The sequence below is a fragment of the Legionella israelensis genome (genome assembly GCF_004571175.1).
Taxonomy (GTDB): Bacteria; Pseudomonadota; Gammaproteobacteria; order Legionellales; family Legionellaceae; genus Legionella_D; species Legionella_D israelensis.
Genome location: NZ_CP038273.1, coordinates 1,234,719 through 1,255,096, shown reverse-complemented (window position 1 = coordinate 1,255,096; position 20,378 = coordinate 1,234,719). Strand labels below are relative to the sequence as shown.

Genomic DNA, 20,378 nt, shown 5'->3' with positions numbered 1-20,378 from the left:
CATGGCCTAATTTTTTATTATGCTGAATTCAGGAATATTTACAAAGAAAAAACTCATGCAAGCCTATCTCATTTGGGGAATTGCTGCCTTATTTGTATTGTACCAGGTGATTTTTCAAACTTCGGTCGGAGTCATGATGACGCCGGTAAGGGAAAGTTTTCAATTAACCTATACACAAGTCGGTGTACTGTCTTCTGCATTTTTTTATACTTATCTTTTTCTGCAAATCCCTTCGGGAATTCTGGTAGGACGCTGGGGAATTCGCAATACACTGCTTTTTGCCTTAGTTACCGCTATCGTATCCTGTATTATCTTCGCTAAAGCACAAAATATATCGACAGCAATATTCAGCAGAATTTTAATGGGCGCTGCCTGTGCACCTGCCATTAGCATTGCCATGGAACTGGGTGCACAATGGTTCCCAGTCTCCATGTTTGCTTTCATCGCCGGCTTAACGGAGGCGTTAGGTATGATTGGTGGCGCGTTTGGTGAATTAGGTTTAAGTCGCCTGATGGGAAGTATAGGGCTTAACTGGCGCCAAACCATGTGGGTATGTGTATATATCGGCCTATGTTTGTTTTTTTTGGCATGGATTTTTGTTAAAAATAAGCAAGAGGATCGGAATGCAAGTGAACATGATGCTTCACTGATTCAATTAAGGCAGCAATTGATGGCTAGCCTGACACAGCCACAAATTGTGTTGAACGGTTTATTCGCTGCCTTCACTTTTGCGGTTGTTGCTGCATTTGCCTGTTTGTGGTGTGTCCCCTTTCTCCAGGTAGCCTACCAGGTGGATATCGTCAAAAGTGCTCATGCGACATCCTGGTATTTCATCGGTGCTGCGATTGGCACTACCTTATTAGGTTGGATCGTGGATAAAACCGGCTATTACCGTTTGTGTATGGGCGTTTCTTCATTATTGTCTGCTCTACTTATTTTTTTATTACTTCAGTCCACCCTTTTAAATTTTAAGCAAGTTACTATTGTATTGTTTCTGGCTGGTTTATGCGGTGGTTGTTATGTAATACCTTTTGTTTTGATAAAAAATCAGGTTGGCTTAAATATACGGGCTGCTGCTTTGGGCTATACCAATATGATGTGTACAGTTTTGGGCGCGCCTATTCTCCAGCCTTTGATTGGTTGGTTGCTGCAGTCTATGCATGTAGCAGGTATTAGTCAAGTACAGGCCTATGAGAGAGTGTTGCTAATTATCCCTTTTTGCTACCTATTGGCAGTATATGTAGTATGCTTTATTAAGGAGCCTGCAGTGAGTAGAACACCATGCCAAAAGAATCAACAAGCTTATCACTGATAACTTATAATATTCATAAGGGATTCGGCGTTGGGACTGTTCGCTTTTTATTGCCGAAAATGCGCGATGCCATTGCCAATTTAAAACCTGATTTTGTCTTTTTACAAGAGGTTCAGGGAGAGCATGTACGACGCAGGAAACGCATTGATGCCTGGCCAGAAACATCCCAGACCGAATATATTGCTGAAAAAATATGGCCTCATTATGTCTATGCGAAAAATGCTGTATACCAAAGCGGTCATCATGGCAATGCCATTTTAAGTAAATATCCTTTTGATAAATCAGAAAACATTAATCTATCGAACATCCACCGTGCTTCCAGAGGCATACTCCATAGCCGGCTCGTATGGAAAGATCAAATGATTCACTTGCTGTGCGTGCATTTGGGATTATTTAAGGCGGAGCGAGCTGAACAATGCAAGACATTAATGCGGCGAATCAGTGAAGCTGTGCCAGAGAGTGAGCCTTTATTGATGGCAGGTGACTTTAATGATTGGCGTACCCTACTATCAAAGCCCTTGGCGAGCGAGCTGGGTATCCATGAGGCTTTTGTGGCCGTAGAAGGCCAACATGCCCGGTCCTTTCCTGCCATAAGACCTGCTCTTTGTATCGACAGAGTTTATTTTCGTGGCATGGAGGTTCAGGAAGTAGCCTGTTTACAGGGCAAACCATGGCGGTTATTATCAGATCATTTACCACTATATGCACGTTTTAAACTAACGTGAGTTCGACATAAAAGGCATTTAATGCCTTTTATGTCGCTAAACGAACGTTATCCCGTAAAAAAGCGTAAGCTTTTTATACGGGATCCAGAAATCAATTCTGTGTCAAATTATTCCATATCGCTTTGATAATCGCCAAGGCTGGCTAAGCTGTTTAAACGGGCTCGTTTTAATAACGCTTCTTGTGCCTTCTTTTTATTTTCGTTTTTTCCTTGCCATATTTTAAGGCAATCTTCCTGAAGAGCACGACCATAAGAAAAACTTAGAATCCATGGTTGTCTGCCGACAGAATTAATGGCATTTAGATTAATTGTGGCCTGTTCTGGCGTCTGACCGCCCGAAAGGAAATTAATGCTAGGTACAGCTGCCGGAACATTGTTACGAAAAACACTGAGGGTATAATCGGTTATCTCATCGGGTGAACTGAAAGGCTCATGTTCTATACCGCAGGTGACCATACTTGGCTTCAGTACCATATGTTCCAGTGCAATTTGATGGATATAGAGGGCATGAAAGAGCTCATGAAGAACCACTTCACAAACTTCTGCACAATGCTCTATGGTATGATCACCATCAATTAAAACTTCTGGCTCCACAATAGGGACAATGCCTACTGACTGGCAGGCAGCCGCATAACGAGCTAGATTTTCAGCGCCGCTTTTTACTGCAGCAAGACTGGGTGTATCATCAGAAATCAAATAGACATTTCGCCATTTTGCAAAGCGAGCGCCTAAGTTTTTGAAATGGTTTAAACGTTCAACCAAACCATCAAGGCCCTGGGTTACTTTTTCCTTTTCCGTATTGGGGAGAACAGTCAGTCCTTTATCGACCTTGATACCTGGAATGATGCCTTTTTCAGCAAAAATTTCAGAAATAGATTGACCTTGATCGTTTCGTTGCGAAAAAGTTTCTTCGAAAAGAATGACGCCATTGATGTATTTTTGCAGGTTATCGGTTTCCGCAAGCAATAAACGATAGTTCCGCCGGTTTTCTTCTGTATTTTCAAGATCTATTGAAGCAAAGCGCTTTCCTATTGTGCCATTACTTTCATCGGCAGCCAGGAATCCTTTTCCTTCCTGCAATAAAGCTTCCATTGTGTTTGATAGCTCATCGTAATACATAATGCTTTATTCTCCTCTGTTTTATAAATTGGTATCAGGCATGAGGTTAATACCATTGATGATTATCGGGAAATGTATTTCTCACGAATGATCTGCTGTGTAGTGAACCCTTGTTCTTTAAGATACTCAAAGGCATCATCAATCATAGCGGGATTTCCACATAAATATATCATATCATTTTCAGGGCGCAAATTCAGTTCGGGAAAGGCAAGTTGTACATAGCCGCTGTATTCTCCTTCAAGAAGATGATTGGCCGATTCCCGACTTAAATAAGGCCTGAAAATAACCTGTTCGGGATATTGACGGGCAAATGTTTTAAATTCTTCGCCATAGAGTAAATCTTCCCGCTTTTGCACACCTTCAAGAATAACGATCTTGAGATTTGAATTCTCCAGTCGTTTTTTCAATTCCGGTATCATGGCTCGATAAGGGGTTACGCCGGTGCTGGTAGCGACAAAAATATACCGTTTGGGTGATTCTTCTTTGCAAATCAGTCGGCCAAACGGCCCATTGATTTGAATATTATCTCCGGGTTTTAAATTAAACAACAACTCTGTTCCCGGTCCATGTTCGACATAGCCTGCGGCGAACTCAATACGATTATTTTGTTCCGGAGGGTTGGCGACGCTGTAGCTGCGGCGCAGTACTTTGCCCTCTTTCTCGAAGTGAACCGTTATAAACTGACCTGGAAGATAATGAAATGGCGGAGAATGTTCGCATTTAAAGATAAAATGTTTTACTTTGGGGGAAAGCATGAAAGATTCTTCAAGGGTAATAGGAAATGTAGTCACTTGCATTATCATCTTCAACTATAATTAAATGTGCATAATATAGGAGAAAAATTGTGCATTGCAAGGGCTGGAGCTATATAATTAGAATATGAACAGCGCTGACATTATTACAATGCTTGGCAATATAAGCCAATCGCTTTTTCCAGTACAGCATCTTATCTCGGGCGGCGCTTATTTAATTGGCATTGTATTTTTTATCGTAGCCTTACAAAAACTAAAAAAAATAGGTGATGCCAGGGTAAGTGGTGGTTCTTCTGAAAAAATGTTTGTACCGATTGCCTATCTTCTTGCCGGCGCAGCACTCGTTTTTCTCCCGACAGCCATTTCAGCCTTGTCAGCCACCGCCTTTGGCGAAGGTAATATTCTACAATATTCTAATTACAATCGTTTTAACATATACAGCTCTATGGGTGTTATTATCAGAACGGCAGGATTAATTTGGTTTGTCCGTGGTGCAGTGCTTTTAGCTCATGCCAGCCAGCCAGGGGTTCAGGAAGGTCCAAAGGGGCTGTTGTTTCTCATAGCCGGTATTTTGGCAATAAACTTTGATAATACAGTGGCCATGTTTAATACCATCTTACATTATCTGACCACCATGACCTTATCTATACAAAACTGACTAATTATTCAGGATAAAAGGATGGATGTTTTAGTCGAATGCTCGGATTTTAGCTCAAAATGTGCCCAAATACAGCAGCTCTTGGTAGTGGTGGAGTGCTTAGGTTCAATGACCAATATAAGAGGCCGATGAATACTGTTGCTCATTGATAAAATCTTTTAAATATTGAGGTAGATAAGGAGCAAAATGTTTATTAAAGCGACTGATCTCTTGTGGGTAGTTGGTAAACATTTCTTTAAAGAAATGTTTTATTACTGTTTGTTTGTCAATATCCCCTACCGATAAAACTTTACAGAGCAACTCTTTTCCTTTAGGTAAAAATTTTGTAGAAGAACGAAAAAAAGAAGGTGAAACATCGTCATAAGATATAGAAAAAAAAGCGTTTAAAACAAGCTCATTTATTTTGGAGTCAAAGACTTTAACCGGTTGTTTTGTGAGAAACAGTTCTTCCATTAAGATATTGAAAACCATTGGGTTTTTTAAGAGCATCTCGGTTAATTCAGAACGAGTGGTGAGCTTAAAGAAAAGGCTAGGCTCATCGGGATAAAATGCCGATCCTTCACTAAGACTTGTATAACAGGGGGTTGTAAACAGTAGTTTCAATGTTTGGCGCCAAACACGAGCGTCCGTTTCCTTTTCTAAAAATTTAAGCCAAAACGTATCTGAGAAACCATTATCTTTAGTTTTAGAAATGGCCTCATAGTCTATGACTTGTATAATTTCTAATTTATCTTTTGCCGTCAATGTGTTGATGTCAACCATTTCTAATAATTGTAAATGATTCGTTAAATGAACCATTGTTACTAACAATGGTTCATTATTTTCATCCAGAACGGGATCGTAACTAGTGTTATAATAAATCTCCTCTGAGATAAGATTTAAGTTTTTCATGCATTCTATAATAAAGTTGGCAGGTAAGGAGATTTGAAGGTCTGGATGCTGTTTTTTTATGTCGTCATAGAACCAGATTTTAGCACTGTTATTCAGGTGAATTAAAGAATCCATATGAGCGTCAAAATAGGTGAACATCTTATTTTTTTCTTCTGGAGAAGCGGCGCTTTTAAAATAAAAATTTATGTGATCAAAAAGAGCTTTCTTGCTTATCAGACCTCCCCCTTTTTCATGGGTATAACATTTTGGATGCGATCTTAAATGTTCAATAAATTGGGTAAACAGTACATAGGTGCTGTTTTGCAGAAAATGGTCGAGGTAATCGAGAAAAAGAAGAGATAAATTCTTGTTAATTTCTAAATCGCATCGCAGGGCCTGAGTTTCTTTATATAATATCTCCTTATTTTTTTTATAGAATTCGACTAAGGATTTCAAAGGCGTAGTCTTTTGGCCAACCATTTTAAACCATTCATGAAGGGTAGTGTATTTTTGTGCGGATGCTGCGGTTAATGCTTCATAAAATTTTTGCTTCCAGGACATGGTTTGATAAAAGGCTATCTTTGATAAAGACAAGGCTTCAGAGAAGCTTTGATCCCCTGTTAACAAATTGACAGGTGCTGAAGCTTCTACCAACGCTCTTACGGTGTCTTTATGCAAGGGAAAGGCATTGACGATACGAATTATTTTTTGAGCTTTGTCCTTTTGCCTCTCAAATTCTTCCTCAGATATTTCTTTTGCAGTAAGAGTTTTTCCTGTTCGCTCATACATGAAGTAAACGGGTGGAGAGTTTGGGGGGAAATACGATATCAGAACATGGTCAAAATCTTGTAAGTCATTAATAAAACTGTCGCTCAATAAAATGTTTTCCTTGCCTTCTTCACTGATTTCAGAGGCATTGCGAAGCTGCAGTGGGAGAATAATATCTATATCTTTTTGATGAGAACAATGAATTGCAAAAGCAATAAATCGACTTGGCGTTGCGCCTGTATGAGAAGAAAAGAGTCTGTTAAAATAACCAAAATAAAATTCCTTATTGCCTGACAGCAAATCACTAGGTAACTTTGAAAAATCAGTTGGGTGGATTTTTGCAGGCTCGTTAAATGTTTCGATATAAATGCCCAGATTTTCTTTCCTAAGACCAGAGCTTAGGAAAAAGCACCCTGGTACAATGGGTATAGACTTTCTATGCCTGAGCTGAAATTCCATATCATAATCGTATTCACCAAGAGCAATGACGGGCTTCATGTTAGCCGTGAACAAATCGGCTACGCTTTGGGTAAGAAAATGAGGGGTTGGATAGCTGATAATAATATCGGTCTTCTTAATGGTTTTTTCCAGTTGTGCCATTCCTGTGGCGCTTAGCGTTGAGTCGATAAGCTCATATGGCATGTCCGCTTGAAATAAATTCCTGATAGCGACTTCATCGGATTTGTTTAGGCTAACTACTACTTTGACCACCAAATCTTTATAACGATAAGCCAGTTTGTCCATTAAGAGCCGTTGCAATTTGGCGGCAGAACTTGGATCACCTAAAGTCTTTTGTGGTGCATGGGTGAAGATAACAATTTCTGGCATCTTAGGTTTATCAATAAATACATCTTTAATTGTAGCAAATATTTTTCATTTTGATGGGGGGTGTATTAAGAGACAAATCACTTAGTCCTTAGGTTCTTCTTCCTCACCACAGATTCTTAGATTATTGGTTTTGGCAAACTCCATGATGCTTTGATATATCTGAGGACTTGATTCTTTAAGTTTGGGGTCAAGAAGAACGCATTTATATCCTTCTGTATTGATGCTGGGTTGTAACAAAGGCGAATAGTGGATACGGCTGTTTTTAAAACTGGCCATGGTTTCACTCATTCTTTCAGCCCAGTCGCTGGGTCGGAATTGTTTCCCTTGAGAGGTTACGCCTTCAATGATGATGGTTTTATCTTTAGACTTGGTCATTTAAGTTTACATAATAAATACACTATGTGTATTATAGCATCATCCGATCGATTCACTAAGCAGTTATTTGTCAGACTACGAATCCATGAGCAGTCAGACGTTTTTTTTTTCTGTTTGAATCATTATGTTTTAATTGGTGATATTATTTATCCTTATGATAGCATTAGACCTGTTGTTTTATTGGGAAAGGGTTAAGATCATTATGCGAAAAGAAAGCCGTGGCGGTATTTATTTATTACCCAATCTGTTAACCACTGCCAGTTTGTTTGCCGCTTTCTATTCTATAGTGGCTTCAATGAAATCACATTATGAAACCGCTGTGACAGCAATTTTTGTAGGCATGATTGCTGATGGTCTGGATGGACGTATTGCTCGAATGACCAATACGCAAAGTGCTTTCGGTGCTGAGTACGACAGCTTGTCTGATATGGTGACTTTTGGTGTTGCTCCTGCTCTCTTGTTGTATAGCTCTCATTTACATCAATTAGGCAAAATTGGCTGGTTGATAGCTTTCATTTATACTGCTGCCGTTGCTTTGCGTCTCGCGCGCTTCAACACCCAAGTGGAAACCGCCGATAAACGTTACTTTCAGGGGCTTGCCTGTCCTCCAGCCGCAGCGCTGTTGGCCTCTTTTGTCTGGTTGTGTCATCAGCATCTGGGAAAAAATCTTATCCTCGATATAGCGACAGGTCTGTTGGCATTAATTGCGGCAATGCTGATGGTAAGTAATGTTCGCTATTACAGTTTTAAAGAAATCGATTTCAAAGGCAGGGTGCCCTTTCTCTACATTCTGATCATGGTCATTTTATTTGCTGCTATAGCTGTTAATCCTGCTCTTGTTCTGTTTGCTGCTTTTTTGGTGTATGCCTCCTCAGGTCCCGTACAAACCTTACTTATTTTACACAGAGTAAGGAAACAGCGAAAAAAAGGTAATAAATCCAAAGGAAAAAGGTGATGCTCAGCTGTTATGTTGACGGTAGCAAAAAAGGACAGATTTAAGTTCAGGTTTTGCGGTTGCAATATGAATTACGTTTTTATTCCTCTTCACCAAAGCGGTTATGAATCAGGCTTGTCAACGCTTCTTCCATAGCCGTTTCGTCAGTGCCTTCAATTTGCAGGGTAAGCTCACTGCCTTTGCTGGCAGCAAGCATCATAACCCCCATGATGCTTTTGCCGTTTACGGTTTGGGAGCCTTTGCTGACTTCAATATGACTTTGAAATCTTGCCGCAGTAGAGACAAATTTCGCTGATGCTCTTGCGTGTAACCCAAGCTTGTTAATAATGGTGATTTTTTTTGTAATCATAACTTCGCCAATTTTTCAAGAATCATACTTTATCATAATTTTCCAGGGCATGTCCTCATTTCATTCCTGGAAGCCAGGAAATGGCACGGTTGATGGCAGAGCTTAGGGCTTGCATCGTCATTGAGTGAGCAGTTCATACAGCCTTTTCTCATCGTCAGCATTGCGGCATTCATTTCTGAAATCCGAATGCTTAAATTTATCCATGATATTGGCAAGAATCGTTAAATGCTGTTGCGTTTCATGGCTTGGGACCATGAAGGCCAGAACCAAATCGATCGGCTGTTTGTCTTCAGCGCCGAAATCGACCGGATTTTTTAATTTCAAAAAACAACCGTATGTTTTTATGATGTCATCAATACGTATATGCGGGATTGCGACGCCGTGACCTATAGCTGTGCTGCCAAGGGCCTCTCTTTTCCAAAAAGCGCTGAACAATTCCTGCGTGTCAAGACTTGATTGTGATTGAGCCAATAATTGACTGGCTTGCAGTAATACGGCTGTCTTACTAAATGATGTGGTATCGATATATACCCGCTCGGGAACAATAAAGTCTGAAAATAACATGTGATTTATATATCGTTTGCTGAAAAAAGGAAATTTTATACCCTGAACCTAACTTTGCAAACAGTTAGTGCGACTTCGTCCTAAAAAACATCGTTATCCCGTAATAAAGCAAAAGCTTTATACGGGATTGCAAGTCACCCCAAATGAAATTGAGAGTTTAATTTCCCGCCTCAATTTAGACATGACAGAAGGACATGTTTAAAATAACTATCAAGAATTAGGAACGATGATTCCGCATTTTTTCTTTATGTTTTATCAGCTGACGATCCAGCTTATCAACCAAGGTATCAATAGCGGCGTACATGTCTTCTGATTCAGAGCGAGCATGTAGCTCACCTTTAGAAACCAACAAGGTTGCTTCAGCGATCTGACGAAGTTTTTCCACATCAAATATAACATTAGCTGACGTTATTTTGTCAAAATGACGCTCCAGTCGATCAAATTTTTCTTTGGTGAACGCTCTCAAGGCAGGTGTGACTTCTAAGTGATGACCGGTAATATTGATTTGCATAACGCCTCCTACAATAAATTGAGATAACAGAAAAATAATACCTTATGTCTTAAGCATTTTGCGTTCATAAGATGGAGGAATGGCCATTTCTTCCCTGTATTTTGTAATTGTCCTGCGGGCAATTTGAATGCCTTGTTTCTCTATCATTTGAGCAATTTTGTTGTCACTTAATGGTTTGTTACGATCTTCCTCAGCAATCAGTTTCTTTATCATGGCTCGAATGGCTGTCGAGGAGCACTCTCCTCCGGATGCTGTCGCCAGATGACTGGAAAAAAAATATTTCAGTTCAAAGACACCTCGTGGAGTATGCAGATATTTTTGAGTGGTGACTCTTGATATAGTGGATTCATGCATATTCAGGTCATTGGCAATATCATTAAGAACAAGAGGCTTCATCGCTTCTTCACCCTGTTCAAGAAAATCCTTTTGGTGTTTAACAATACAACTGGCCACTTTAAGCAAGGTGTCCTGGCGGCTTTGGATGCTTTTCATAAACCATCGTGCTTCCTGCAGATTGTGTTTTAAGAATTGATTATCAGCACTGTCATTTGCCCGTTGAATGAGAGACGCGTACTGATGGTTAATGCTTAGTTTAGGCAAAATATTCTGATTCAGAAAAACCTGCCATTTCCCATTTATTTTTTTTACCGAAAGATCTGGAATGATGTACTCAGTCACATTCTGATGAATCAGACTACCCGGTTTTGGGTTAAGTTTGTGAATGGTATCCAGGATTTTTTGGGTGATCGTTTCATCAATATGATAGTCTTTCATCAGTTGCCTGTAATTGTGGTGGCCAAGCAGATCAAGATCATTCTGAACAATCTTTTTAGTGATATCAAGGTAAGGTGTTTCATCACTTAATTGAGTTAACTGGGCTATTAAGCACTCTGAAAGGTTAAAAGAGCCGCATCCTACAGGGTCAAAATTTTGAATAATATGACGAACAGCTTCTATTTCTGCTTTGTCCAGGGAATGGTTTTCGCTATTGAGACTCGCGTGTAGCTCGTTCAAGGATTGGGTGAGAAAACCATCGTCATTGATGGCATCAATAATGGTGGTACCAATGACCCGGTCCATGTCGCTCATTGGCGTAAGATTCAGTTGCCATCTCAGATGATCTTGTAATGTTGTGGTCGTGGAATATAAATTTTCAAGATTATAATCGTTTTCATCGGTACTGCCTTGTCTCGTATTGCTGCTATAAAGCTGTGACCATTGAAAATCGGTATAGTCGTCAAGTTCTTGGGAAGTGGCCTCCAATGTAATTTCATCCTTGTCCTCAGATGGAGACGTGGCTTCCAGCAGAGGATTTGATTCAAGAATATTCTGAATTTCCTGTTGCAGATCCATTGTTGATAGCTGGAGTAAGCGGATCGCCTGTTGTAATTGCGGTGTCAGAGTAAGATGTTGCCCCAGATTGAGATGTAATGCTGGTTTCATGTAGATCCTCTTTTTACATCCTTATATTAACAGTTTAAACAATTTATAGCGTTTATCCAGTTTTTTAGGGCTATGACAGAGCACTTTGCTTCCTATTGTGATAGAGATAATGATTTTTTTACAATTTTCAAGAGGTGATTTTTATTCGACATGTATTCACAGTTCGATTGCAAGCAGGATGAGAATTTTTTGGCAAAAAAGAGCGATTGATTATTCGCATATTGATATGCCGCAGTCTGGCTGCGGCATTGACCATTTGCAGAATGGGAAAGATTTCGTCTTAAAAGAAGTGTTCGTTACTGTCTTGGACTGGTGCAATAATGATGCTTAATATAAATTTTATATTTGGAATTACTTGACTTTTTTCTCTTTAAAAAGCACGTGCTTACGAACAACTGGATCATACATCATTAATTCCATTTTTTCCGGATGATTACGTGGGTTTTTAGTGGTGGTTTTGTAATAACCCGTTCCTGCCGTCGATTCCATTTTAACTTTTATGTTAACAGCTGCCATGAGTATACCTCTCAAATTAATCGATAAAACATTTAAACTTTTTCGCCTTTGGCTCTGAGTTTATCCAGAACGGCTTTAATACCCAGTTTGTCAATGATGCGCATGCCTTTTGTGCTGACTTTTAAACTGACAAAACGATTTTCTTCCTCTACCCAGAAACGATGATTTTGAATGTTGGGTATAAAGCGTCTTCGAGTTTTATTGTGTGCGTGAGAGACATTGTTACCTGAAATGGGTCTCTTGCCAGTGACCTGACATACTTTAGACATGGTGTTACTCCAAATTAATTATATTTGAGTGTCATTCTATGATTTGTATTTTTATGTACAAAAAGATTCGAAAAAAAGACGAATGACCTGCATTTTAGTACAAGAGCGCTTTTATAGCAAAAAAAGGTCAATGGTGCAAGATCTTGTTGACTTAAGATGCGGCTGCTTATTACAGGTAGGACATATTCTCAGCAACGTTGGTATATTAATACATTTCCAGTATAATGTGAGCGTTTTTTTAGAGCCAATATTATGCATCATCGAACGATTAAAAGCTTTGTCCTGCGTGGTGGACGGATTACGCCCAGACAACAGCAGGGATTGGATAAGTGGTTTGAATTTTATCAATTGCCAAGGCAAGCGCTCTGGGATTTCGATGATCTGTTTGAGCGTCAGTCTGATACTGTCGTTGAGATCGGGTTTGGCATGGGGAACTCTTTACTGACCATGGCAAAGAAAAATCCTGATATCAACTATGTTGGTATAGAAGTTCATCGTGCCGGAATCGGCAGTTTGGCAGCCGATTTATATGATGAGCAACTGACCAATGTTAAATTGGTTGCACAGGATGCTGTTGATGTATTTAAGAATAATATTGCAGAAGTTTCTTTAAGCGGTGTGCAGATTTTTTTTCCTGACCCCTGGCCTAAAAAAAAGCATCATAAAAGACGTCTGATTCAGCCAGAATTTGTGCATCTGCTGGTTCAAAAAATAAGGTCAGGTGGTTTTATTCACTGTGCCACTGATTGGCAGGACTATGCTGAGTTTATGCTTGAAACTTTGTCCGCTGAGCCTTTGTTAATGAATCGGCAGAAAGATGGTGGTTATACACCGAAACCGGAAAGCCGCCCATCAACAAAATTTGAAACGCGAGGTCAACGTTTAGGGCATGGTGTTTGGGATTTGGTTTTTGTAAGGAAGTAAATTCAAATGAAAAAAATCGTCACGTTAACTTTTGCATGGATGTTATCGCTCCCAGTATTTGCTGTTACCGAATTGCCGTTACTGGCCAAATTAACAGAGACTGCCGGAGCATCTGGTTTTGAAAAACCCGTTCGCCATATGCTTAAAGAACAATGGCAGCCTTTCATGAGCAAGTTAGCTGTAGATGGAATGGGTAATCTGATTGGCAGCCATAAGAACAATCAGGATGGGCCAAGGGTTCTTATCATGGCTCATATGGATGAAGTGGCATTCATGGTAGAATCCATTACTCCGGAAGGATTTTTAAAAGTGATTCCAATAGGCGGAATTTATAATTCAGTGGCTTATGCACAACGATGGCAGGTGAGCACAGCAAAAGGGCTTGTAAAGGCCTATTCCGGCATGGATTCGCCTCACATTGTGGAAAAAAAACCATCTGGTTCTCCCGAACTTAGCGCCTTGTTTCTTGATATTGGCGCTGCGAGCCGTGAAGAAGTAGAAAGTAAATTTGCCATCCGTCCAGGTTTGCCAGTGACGCCTGAGAGCGCTTTCACCTCTTTGGGTGAGCATCGATTTCTGGCTAAGGCTTTGGACGATCGTCTGGGGCTTGCAGTCATCAGTGATGCCATGCGCCTTATTAAACATCAGCAACCCAATCAGTTACATCTGGCAGCGACGGTGCAGGAAGAAATTGGTCTGCGCGGGGCAAGTACGCTTTTTGAAAGCATCCATCCTGATATAGCCATCAATGTTGAAGTTGGCATTGCGGATGACTATCCACTCTTGCAGTCAGAGCGAAAAGGCCGGATTAGCTTGGGCAAAGGACCGACTCTGTTTGTTTACGATCGCAGCATGATACCTAATCAGGAACTGCTGAACTGGGTGCTTGCCCTGGCTGAAAAATATCATATCAATGTGCAACTGGAAGTCGAGCCAGGTTATGGGGAAGATGCCGCCAAATTACAAACCTCAGGTTCAGGGGTACCCGCTCTCAATATCGGTATCCCCGTACGTTATGCTCATCAACATGCCGGCGTTTTTGATGAACGGGATTATCAGCAAGCGGTAAAACTTCTGGGATTAATTATTGAACATTTGAATCAGGAGGTTATGGACCAGATCAAAGCTGGGTGAAATAAAATAATGGGTTTAGAAAAATCATTTGCAAAACTCCTATTGTTTGTCCCTCCTCTTTTTCCTTAAAAAAATCATATTCTTATCTACGAATTTGCAAAGGTTTAACAATATTTTGATCTTTGATTGCCCATTGTGTAGCATGTAGCAACGGAAAAATTGGATTGAACATAACTAACCAGAGGGAGATAAAATGGTGGCTTTTAAGACAATAGATGAGTTCATTCGCAACAATGATCAAGAGGGATTTGAGCAGTATCTCAGCAAACAAAATACCTCTTTTTTTCAAAGTTACTGGAATCACAATGGCAAGCAACTGACGCTGCTCGATTATTTGATAAGTCAGTATGAAGAGACGCCGCAAAAAGAGGAAGTAGCAGAGCATTCATCGGCAAAAGGAAAAGAAATTGCGTCAGAAGATGAAGAGGAACGAAAAAAGGAAGAGCAGAATGTATTTGTTTTCATTCAAATTCTAATGAGGAAATCTCAAAAATTTCATACCGGAACCCCTATTCATCAGGCTACCAAAGAAGGTAAATTGCAACTGGCCCGTACCCTAATTGAGAATACGGAATTTTCCTTGAATTCCTATGATAAAGATGGAAATAGCCTTTTAAAGCTTGTTCTTGAGACAAGAGATAAAAAGTTTATTCAATTCCTTCTCTCGCAGGAAAGGCTTAACCCTCATCAGCCGTTTGATGTTAAGGAAAATTCAGAGACCATAGAGATGCAACCGATTCATTACGCAATTTATCTGGATTTCCCAGAAGCGGTTGAAGGGCTTGCTAAAAGAGGCGCTGATTTGAATAATTCCTGTAATCAGGAGCAAAACTATCCTATTCATCTGGCCGCGAAATATGGTAGTGAGCAGGTAATGAGAGGATTATTGGAGGCAGTAGAAAAGCCAAATCTTGAACATCTTAACTCCAAGCAGCAGACCGCTATAGAATTAGCTTGTGCGAGATTAAAAGAGGCAAAAGGAAAAGATGAGAAACAGAGTCTTCTAAGCAACATTAGCCTCTTGCTTTGTTATGGAGCCGAACTCCCGAGAAAGGAATTTATGAAGAATTTCCTTCAAAATCATGCCGATGAATTGCTTGAAAAAATCAATGAATATTTAAGTGAGCATACTGAATTAGTTGAAGCGTTTGTTGACCGCTGTCATGATCGAAATGATGATTTACATTCATTTTTTTATGATACCAATCCTCTAAGCACCGCTTTTAAGCATTTGTTCGGCAAACCAAACAATAGACCTCTTATCATTGAAGGCTTGATTACAAAAAAATATAAAGATGAGTGTACTAGTAAAGAACATGTCTCAGAAACAGACAAGGTGAAGTTTGCACGATTTGTCCAGACTTATCGTGAAATGTATAAGGATGATACCATTAGTAATCCCTGGAGCAAAATGCATATGAATATAGCCTGCGGAACCATGACATCCTGGAAATCTGTGACAGACTATGCCAATGAACATCCAAAAAGCAGAACGGCTAAAGTGTTGAAGCGAATGGAAGAAACAGCAAAAGGACAAACGCTTACTCAAATGTTGAATAACTAACTCATGTTAAGCAGCACAGTATTTTTTAGAAGACTTGGATGTAAAAAAGACGAAGCTGCATAACATGAGTAACTAAATTAAATGTCTGTCCTTATGTAGCCCATGTGAATGGGCTGCTCTACCCTGTGGGCATTTATTTTTCTTAACTGTAACTCGATTTTAGCCATTTTTCCGGATCCCCGTGGCTTGACCACGGGGTCCATAAAGGAGGTCATTTGTATTATCAAAGTCTCGTAAAATAGCTTTGATAAATACATTGACCATGAACACCGCGGTCGAGGCCGCGGTGATTCGTATGCTACGAAAATGGCTATAGTCGAGTGTAAAAATTGATTTTTTCTGTGCCTTACAGTTACAGGAAAATCAAGATGCTTCAGCTTGGGTTATTAAGCGCCGACCGCCACTAAAAACGTTTATACCTGTCAGGGACCGTGGGTGAGATGTTTTATTGTCTTTTAAAACATAAATCCCACTTCCCACTTGCTTAAACGGCTTATAGCCCATAGAATTCTATCTTTGTGTTCATTGTAGAGGAACCTCATATGGGATGGAATGATCCGGATAAGGATAAAGATCCATGGAGCGGTAAAAATCAGCCGCCTGATTTGGATGAAGCCTTAAAGCGCTTTCAGGATAAATTGAAAAAGACTTTTTTAGGGGGTAAAGGCAAAAAATCTGACGGTGGAGATGGCCGTGATTCAAGTGGTGGCCTGTTGGTGATTCTTGTTCTTGCCATTGCCGTTATCCTCTGGGCGTTGGCTGGTATATTTATCGTGGATCCTGCGGAAAAAGCCGCCATTCTTTATTTTGGCAAATACAGAGAAACGGTGGGCCCTGGCCCTCACTGGATACCGAGAATCATAGCCACAAAAATTGTGCGTAATGTTGATAGAGTGATGGATTATTCCTATTCGGGGCAGATGTTAACGAAGGATGAAAACCTTGTCTCCGTTTCTCTTGTGGTGCAATATCATATTGGCGATCTGGAAGATTATTTATTTAACGTTTCTGATCCCCAGGAAAGCTTGCAACAAGCGACCTCCAGCGCCTTACGTGAAGTGTTGGGAACAACCAATCTTGATCAAATCATTACCGAAGGACGAAGTGTCTGGGGGGCTCGCGTTCAACAGACATTGATAGAGATTCTTGGCAGTTACAAGACGGGCATCAGAATCGTTAATGTGTCGCCTCAGCCGGCGCGAGCTCCTGAAAACGTTCAGGACGCTTTTGATGATGCCATCAAGGCCCAGGAAGATGAAAAGCGATTCAAGGAGCAGGCATTGGCTTATGCCGCACGAGTCATTCCTATTGCCAATGGTAACGCCAGACGTATCACGGAAGAAGCCGAGGCATATAGAGAACAGGTGGTGTTGCGTGCCAGGGGGGAGGTTGCTGAATTTTTGGCGGTGTTACCGCAATACATCGCTTCTCCATTCGTGACGTCAGAGCGTATGTATCTGGACACCATGCAGAAGGTATTGAACAATACCTCCAAGATCATTGTAGATGGTAAGGCAGGTAATCTCCTTTATTTGCCACTGGATAAATTATCCATGCGCATTCCTCCTGCAAAGAACGGAAAAGCAGAGCTTGACGATGAAGAATCCGTAAAGAAAGAGGTGCAAAACCTGATTCCTGATACACGTCAGGCAGGACGGGATATCATAAGACAGACGTATCGTCCGGGGAGAGGTGAATAAATGAATGCGATGAAAGCCGGTTTAGGGATTATTTTATTTATAGTACTGCTGATCTTTTTTGCCAGCGTATTTACAATCACTCAGGGGAATCATGGAATACTGTTGCGTTTGGGGCGTTTAGTAGATGACTCGGCCACGGGTAAAGCCAGAATTCTGAATCCAGGGCTACACGTCAAGATGCCTTTTATCGAAACCGTTCGTATTTTTGATACTCGTATCCAGACGCTGGATATAAAATCATCGCGAATCGTGACTAAGGAAAAGAAGGATGTAATTGCGGATTATTATGTAAAATGGCGTATTAGTGATCTTGCACAGTATTTTAAGTCCACAGGGGGAAACGAATTTAAGGCAGAAACCTTGTTGGAACAGCAATTGAACACCTTGTTACGGGCAGAATTCGGCAAGCGTACCATTCCGGATGTGGTCTCCGATGCACGGGGTGATATTATGGACGTTCTGCAGCAAGGTGCTGAGGAACAGGCCGGTAAATTGGGAATCCATGTGGTGGATGTACGGATCAAAGGTATCGAATTGCCGCCAAGCACCAGCAACGCCATTTACCAGCGCATGCGGGCAGATATGCAGAAAATAGCTAATCGTCATCGAGCCGATGGGAAGGCTGCTGCAGAAGCCATTCAGGCCAAAGCTGATCGAGACGTTACGGTTATTTTGGCCACGGCAAAAAGTAATGGTCAGAAAGTGAAGGCCGAAGGACAAGCTAAAGCGGCTGAAATCTATGCAAAAGCATTTGGTCAAAATAAAAATTTCTTTGAGTTTTATCGTAGTTTGCTGGCATACGAAGCAAGCTTCAATAATAAACAGGATATATTGGTTCTGGATCAAAGCAGTGCTTTTTTTGATTATTTTAAACATTCCATGCCAAAAAATAATGGTACAACTGCTGGAAATTAATTATAATGTTCAATTTTTTGCTGGAATGCCTGTAAAATGGCATTCCTGATTTAATTTAATGTTTCAGCATAATGAGCTGCGGAGAATAGAGATATGATCATCAATTTTCTTTCAGCATTGGCATTGGTTCTTGTGTTGGAGGGGCTGATGCCTTTTGCCTCTCCTGAGCGTTGGCGGAGTTTACTGCGCAAGATCATAGAGCAAGATGAAAAAACGTTACGCATAGCAGGATTTTTTAGTATGTTGGTTGGCGTGGCACTGTTGACCATCATTCACCAATTTTCAGATTAATCAAGAGTAAAAAATGGGCAGGAATGTTGTTGTTATCGGTACACAGTGGGGGGATGAAGGTAAAGGCAAAATCGTAGACCTTCTTACCCAGGATGCTCAGGTTGTTATCCGTTATCAAGGTGGTCACAACGCTGGACATACGTTAAAAATCAATGGTGTCAAGACAGTTTTGCGACTGATACCCTCAGGCATGCTACGACCTCATGTCCAATGCTATATAGGGAACGGTGTTGTCGTATCACCAGAAGCTTTATTTGCTGAAATTAAAGAGTTGGAAGAACGAGGTATAGATGTTCGCCAACGCTTGCGCATCAGTCAAGCCTGTCCTTTGATATTGCCCAGCCATATTGCACTGGATAAGGCTCGGGAGGAGAAAAAAGGGAACGCCGCTATTGGAACAACGGGTCGGGGAATTGGACCTGCTTATGAAGATAAGGTGGCGCGGCGTGCTTTGAAAATTGGTGATTTGCTTGACTCAGAGCGTTTTTCAAGAAAGCTGTCTGATTTATTGAGTTACCATAATTTCCTGCTGACGGAATATTACCAACAGGCTCCCATCTCTTTCGAGTCTTTGCTTGAAAATGTGAGAAATTGGGCTAAAGCATTAAAACCTTTGGTCTGTGATGTCACTGAACACATTCATAAACATCGCTTAAAAGGCGACTCTTTATTGTTTGAAGGCGCGCAAGGAGTTTATCTTGATATTGATCATGGCACTTATCCCTTTGTCACTTCATCAAATACTTGTGTGGGAAGCGTAATCAATGGTGCTGGTTTCGGCCCTCGTTATCTTGATTATATTCTGGGTATTACCAAAGCGTATACCACGAGAGTTGGTGGAGGTCCTTTTCCAACCGAACTATTGAATGAAACAGGTAAGCACCTTGCAGAGCGAGGCAATGAATTTGGCGCGGTGACTGGCAGAGCACGTCGTTGTGGCTGGTTTGATGCGGTATTGTTGCGCCGTTCAATTGAATTGAACAGCATTACCGGCTTATGTTTGACTAAGCTTGACGTCTTAGACGGTCTGGATACTTTGAAGATAGCTGTAGCCTACAAAAATTCAGATGGTCAGTTATTGACTAGCCCACCGCAGGCAGCCGAGGATTTTGAGAAACTTACGCCAGTGTATGAAGAACTGCCAGGTTGGCAGGAATCAACAGCTGATTTAAGGGATATGGCACAGCTTCCTGAAAATGCTAAAGCTTATATTCAGCGTATCGAAGAATTGTTAGACATTCCGGTGGATATCTTGTCTACTGGTCCGGAGCGCGAGTCAACGATCATCTTACGCTATCCTTTTTCAGAATGATTTTGCATCTGTCCTTTAAGTATGCTTATCTCAACTTCCTGTAGCCGCCACAAGGCTCCAGTAATGTGGAAGGATGTCTGGAGCCTCGCGTCAACCTGCGCAAGATACAATAATGGATATTAAATAATCCGTCTGGCTCATTTGCTCATTGAAATGTTAATACCACCCTGTGCCACAAACTCCCATACCACAAGAACTGTAAGTATAAGTGGTTGTTGTTGCGCAGGTTGGTGCGCAGACCGGCGTACAAGCTGTACGACAACCTGTGTTAGAAAATCCGCAGCTGCTTAATACCGCTGTGGATGATACGAGCATAAGAGCAATGATTATTTTTTTCATAATGCTTCCTTGCTTAGTGGGTGTATAAAAATTATATTAAATGATTTTTTATTTTTCAAGCTGTGGTTTATTTGGATTTTGCTGTGAACATTTAATTTCTGCCATAAGTCTCTGCGTGAGACGAGAGATTTGCCTGGAAAAAAGAGGTTATTGTATATTTTTTAGATCTCATATTCCGTGAAAAAA

General features: G+C 40.7%; 22 protein-coding genes. 11 read left to right on the top strand and 11 right to left on the bottom strand.

Features of this window, described 5'->3' with window-relative positions; genetic code table 11:
* Positions 1-55: 55 nt before the first annotated feature.
* Positions 56-1,312 carry an MFS transporter gene (locus E4T55_RS05505; protein ID WP_058502925.1) on the top strand — a complete coding sequence of 419 codons (1,257 nt, stop codon included), beginning with the start codon at positions 56-58 and terminating at the stop codon, positions 1,310-1,312.
* Positions 1,282-2,037, top strand: a complete 756-nt coding sequence (locus E4T55_RS05500) for an endonuclease/exonuclease/phosphatase family protein (protein ID WP_058502926.1) — start codon at positions 1,282-1,284, stop codon at positions 2,035-2,037. The genes E4T55_RS05505 and E4T55_RS05500 overlap by 31 nt, the downstream gene beginning before the upstream one ends.
* Before the next feature lie 107 nt (positions 2,038-2,144).
* Here the strand turns inward: E4T55_RS05500 and E4T55_RS05495 are convergent, their stop codons facing one another.
* Together E4T55_RS05495 and E4T55_RS05490 are read right to left on the bottom strand one after the other, a co-directional pair.
* Positions 2,145-3,155, bottom strand: a complete 1,011-nt coding sequence (locus tag E4T55_RS05495; RefSeq protein ID WP_058502927.1) for a class I fructose-bisphosphate aldolase — start codon at positions 3,153-3,155, stop codon at positions 2,145-2,147.
* Between the two features lie 62 nt (positions 3,156-3,217).
* A complete protein-coding gene (locus tag E4T55_RS05490) occupies positions 3,218-3,952 on the bottom strand; it encodes a ferredoxin--NADP reductase (RefSeq protein WP_058502928.1) in 735 nt (244 codons plus the stop codon).
* A gap of 82 nt (positions 3,953-4,034) precedes the next feature.
* Between E4T55_RS05490 and E4T55_RS05485 the strand changes: the two genes are divergently transcribed.
* Positions 4,035-4,565 (top strand): hypothetical protein, encoded by a 531-nt coding sequence (locus E4T55_RS05485; RefSeq protein ID WP_058502929.1) that lies wholly within the window; start codon positions 4,035-4,037, stop codon positions 4,563-4,565.
* Between the two features lie 105 nt (positions 4,566-4,670).
* On the opposite strand, the gene E4T55_RS05480 is transcribed toward E4T55_RS05485, so the two are convergent.
* Together E4T55_RS05480 and E4T55_RS05475 are read right to left on the bottom strand one after the other, a co-directional pair.
* On the bottom strand, positions 4,671-7,031 hold the full coding sequence (locus E4T55_RS05480) for a hypothetical protein (protein ID WP_058502930.1): 2,361 nt from the start codon (positions 7,029-7,031) through the stop codon (positions 4,671-4,673).
* Positions 7,032-7,112: 81 nt separating this feature from the next.
* The gene (locus E4T55_RS05475; protein ID WP_058502931.1) at positions 7,113-7,406 is read right to left on the bottom strand and encodes a DUF3579 domain-containing protein; all 294 of its coding nucleotides are present in this window, start codon (positions 7,404-7,406) and stop codon (positions 7,113-7,115) included.
* A gap of 202 nt (positions 7,407-7,608) precedes the next feature.
* Here E4T55_RS05475 and pssA point away from each other — a divergent pair, with 202 nt between their 5' ends.
* Complete coding sequence (gene pssA, locus E4T55_RS05470) at positions 7,609-8,361, top strand: CDP-diacylglycerol--serine O-phosphatidyltransferase (RefSeq protein WP_058502932.1); 753 nt, start codon at positions 7,609-7,611, stop codon at positions 8,359-8,361.
* A gap of 79 nt (positions 8,362-8,440) precedes the next feature.
* On the opposite strand, the gene E4T55_RS05465 is transcribed toward pssA, so the two are convergent.
* From E4T55_RS05465 to rpmB, 6 genes are all read right to left on the bottom strand, one after another.
* Positions 8,441-8,710: an HPr family phosphocarrier protein gene (locus E4T55_RS05465; RefSeq protein ID WP_058502933.1), complete on the bottom strand. Its 270-nt coding sequence runs from the start codon at positions 8,708-8,710 to the stop codon at positions 8,441-8,443.
* Positions 8,711-8,827: 117 nt separating this feature from the next.
* The gene (locus E4T55_RS05460) at positions 8,828-9,274 is read right to left on the bottom strand and encodes a PTS sugar transporter subunit IIA (RefSeq protein WP_058502934.1); all 447 of its coding nucleotides are present in this window, start codon (positions 9,272-9,274) and stop codon (positions 8,828-8,830) included.
* A 217-nt stretch (positions 9,275-9,491) separates the two neighbouring features.
* Positions 9,492-9,785: a ribosome hibernation promoting factor gene (gene hpf / locus E4T55_RS05455; protein WP_058502935.1), complete on the bottom strand. Its 294-nt coding sequence runs from the start codon at positions 9,783-9,785 to the stop codon at positions 9,492-9,494.
* A gap of 42 nt (positions 9,786-9,827) precedes the next feature.
* The gene (locus E4T55_RS05450) at positions 9,828-11,228 is read right to left on the bottom strand and encodes an RNA polymerase factor sigma-54 (protein WP_058502936.1); all 1,401 of its coding nucleotides are present in this window, start codon (positions 11,226-11,228) and stop codon (positions 9,828-9,830) included.
* A 351-nt stretch (positions 11,229-11,579) separates the two neighbouring features.
* The gene (rpmG, locus tag E4T55_RS05445; RefSeq protein WP_058502938.1) at positions 11,580-11,744 is read right to left on the bottom strand and encodes a 50S ribosomal protein L33; all 165 of its coding nucleotides are present in this window, start codon (positions 11,742-11,744) and stop codon (positions 11,580-11,582) included.
* Between the two features lie 32 nt (positions 11,745-11,776).
* Positions 11,777-12,013: a 50S ribosomal protein L28 gene (gene rpmB, locus E4T55_RS05440; RefSeq protein WP_058502939.1), complete on the bottom strand. Its 237-nt coding sequence runs from the start codon at positions 12,011-12,013 to the stop codon at positions 11,777-11,779.
* A 252-nt stretch (positions 12,014-12,265) separates the two neighbouring features.
* Between rpmB and trmB the strand changes: the two genes are divergently transcribed.
* From trmB to E4T55_RS05405, 7 genes are all read left to right on the top strand, one after another.
* On the top strand, positions 12,266-12,937 hold the full coding sequence (gene trmB / locus E4T55_RS05435) for a tRNA (guanosine(46)-N7)-methyltransferase TrmB (protein ID WP_058502940.1): 672 nt from the start codon (positions 12,266-12,268) through the stop codon (positions 12,935-12,937).
* A gap of 6 nt (positions 12,938-12,943) precedes the next feature.
* A complete protein-coding gene (locus E4T55_RS05430) occupies positions 12,944-14,071 on the top strand; it encodes a M42 family metallopeptidase (protein WP_058502941.1) in 1,128 nt (375 codons plus the stop codon).
* Positions 14,072-14,264: 193 nt separating this feature from the next.
* A complete protein-coding gene (locus tag E4T55_RS05425) occupies positions 14,265-15,635 on the top strand; it encodes an ankyrin repeat domain-containing protein (RefSeq protein WP_058502942.1) in 1,371 nt (456 codons plus the stop codon).
* Positions 15,636-16,177: 542 nt separating this feature from the next.
* Positions 16,178-17,335 carry an FtsH protease activity modulator HflK gene (gene hflK / locus E4T55_RS05420; protein WP_058502943.1) on the top strand — a complete coding sequence of 386 codons (1,158 nt, stop codon included), beginning with the start codon at positions 16,178-16,180 and terminating at the stop codon, positions 17,333-17,335.
* A complete protein-coding gene (gene hflC / locus E4T55_RS05415; protein ID WP_058502944.1) occupies positions 17,336-18,250 on the top strand; it encodes a protease modulator HflC in 915 nt (304 codons plus the stop codon).
* A 93-nt stretch (positions 18,251-18,343) separates the two neighbouring features.
* Positions 18,344-18,541, top strand: coding sequence for a DUF2065 domain-containing protein (locus E4T55_RS05410; RefSeq protein WP_058502945.1), 198 nt, complete (start codon positions 18,344-18,346; stop codon positions 18,539-18,541).
* Positions 18,542-18,554: 13 nt separating this feature from the next.
* Positions 18,555-19,853 (top strand): adenylosuccinate synthase, encoded by a 1,299-nt coding sequence (locus tag E4T55_RS05405; protein WP_058502946.1) that lies wholly within the window; start codon positions 18,555-18,557, stop codon positions 19,851-19,853.
* Between the two features lie 156 nt (positions 19,854-20,009).
* Here the strand turns inward: E4T55_RS05405 and E4T55_RS05400 are convergent, their stop codons facing one another.
* Positions 20,010-20,192: a hypothetical protein gene (locus E4T55_RS05400; protein WP_131780721.1), complete on the bottom strand. Its 183-nt coding sequence runs from the start codon at positions 20,190-20,192 to the stop codon at positions 20,010-20,012.
* Between the last annotated feature and the right edge of the window lie 186 nt (positions 20,193-20,378).

Bases quoted from the DNA above. Each gene is read 5' to 3' on its own strand.
- E4T55_RS05400 (WP_131780721.1), bottom strand. From the start codon at position 20,192: ATGAAAAAAATAATCATTGCTCTTATGCTCGTATCATCCACAGCGGTA.
- E4T55_RS05490 (WP_058502928.1), bottom strand. From the start codon at position 3,952: ATGCAAGTGACTACATTTCCTATTACCCTTGAAGAATCTTTCATGCTT.
- E4T55_RS05430 (WP_058502941.1), top strand. From the start codon at position 12,944: ATGAAAAAAATCGTCACGTTAACTTTTGCATGGATGTTATCGCTCCCA.
- hpf (WP_058502935.1), bottom strand. From the start codon at position 9,785: ATGCAAATCAATATTACCGGTCATCACTTAGAAGTCACACCTGCCTTG.
- E4T55_RS05425 (WP_058502942.1), top strand. From the start codon at position 14,265: ATGGTGGCTTTTAAGACAATAGATGAGTTCATTCGCAACAATGATCAA.
- hflK (WP_058502943.1), top strand. From the start codon at position 16,178: ATGGGATGGAATGATCCGGATAAGGATAAAGATCCATGGAGCGGTAAA.
- E4T55_RS05460 (WP_058502934.1), bottom strand. From the start codon at position 9,274: ATGTTATTTTCAGACTTTATTGTTCCCGAGCGGGTATATATCGATACC.
- trmB (WP_058502940.1), top strand. From the start codon at position 12,266: ATGCATCATCGAACGATTAAAAGCTTTGTCCTGCGTGGTGGACGGATT.
- E4T55_RS05480 (WP_058502930.1), bottom strand. From the start codon at position 7,031: ATGCCAGAAATTGTTATCTTCACCCATGCACCACAAAAGACTTTAGGT.
- E4T55_RS05465 (WP_058502933.1), bottom strand. From the start codon at position 8,710: ATGATTACAAAAAAAATCACCATTATTAACAAGCTTGGGTTACACGCA.
- E4T55_RS05485 (WP_058502929.1), top strand. From the start codon at position 4,035: ATGAACAGCGCTGACATTATTACAATGCTTGGCAATATAAGCCAATCG.
- E4T55_RS05450 (WP_058502936.1), bottom strand. From the start codon at position 11,228: ATGAAACCAGCATTACATCTCAATCTGGGGCAACATCTTACTCTGACA.
- hflC (WP_058502944.1), top strand. From the start codon at position 17,336: ATGAATGCGATGAAAGCCGGTTTAGGGATTATTTTATTTATAGTACTG.
- E4T55_RS05410 (WP_058502945.1), top strand. From the start codon at position 18,344: ATGATCATCAATTTTCTTTCAGCATTGGCATTGGTTCTTGTGTTGGAG.
- E4T55_RS05475 (WP_058502931.1), bottom strand. From the start codon at position 7,406: ATGACCAAGTCTAAAGATAAAACCATCATCATTGAAGGCGTAACCTCT.
- pssA (WP_058502932.1), top strand. From the start codon at position 7,609: ATGCGAAAAGAAAGCCGTGGCGGTATTTATTTATTACCCAATCTGTTA.
- E4T55_RS05505 (WP_058502925.1), top strand. From the start codon at position 56: ATGCAAGCCTATCTCATTTGGGGAATTGCTGCCTTATTTGTATTGTAC.
- E4T55_RS05500 (WP_058502926.1), top strand. From the start codon at position 1,282: ATGCCAAAAGAATCAACAAGCTTATCACTGATAACTTATAATATTCAT.
- rpmG (WP_058502938.1), bottom strand. From the start codon at position 11,744: ATGGCAGCTGTTAACATAAAAGTTAAAATGGAATCGACGGCAGGAACG.
- rpmB (WP_058502939.1), bottom strand. From the start codon at position 12,013: ATGTCTAAAGTATGTCAGGTCACTGGCAAGAGACCCATTTCAGGTAAC.
- E4T55_RS05495 (WP_058502927.1), bottom strand. From the start codon at position 3,155: ATGTATTACGATGAGCTATCAAACACAATGGAAGCTTTATTGCAGGAA.
- E4T55_RS05405 (WP_058502946.1), top strand. From the start codon at position 18,555: ATGGGCAGGAATGTTGTTGTTATCGGTACACAGTGGGGGGATGAAGGT.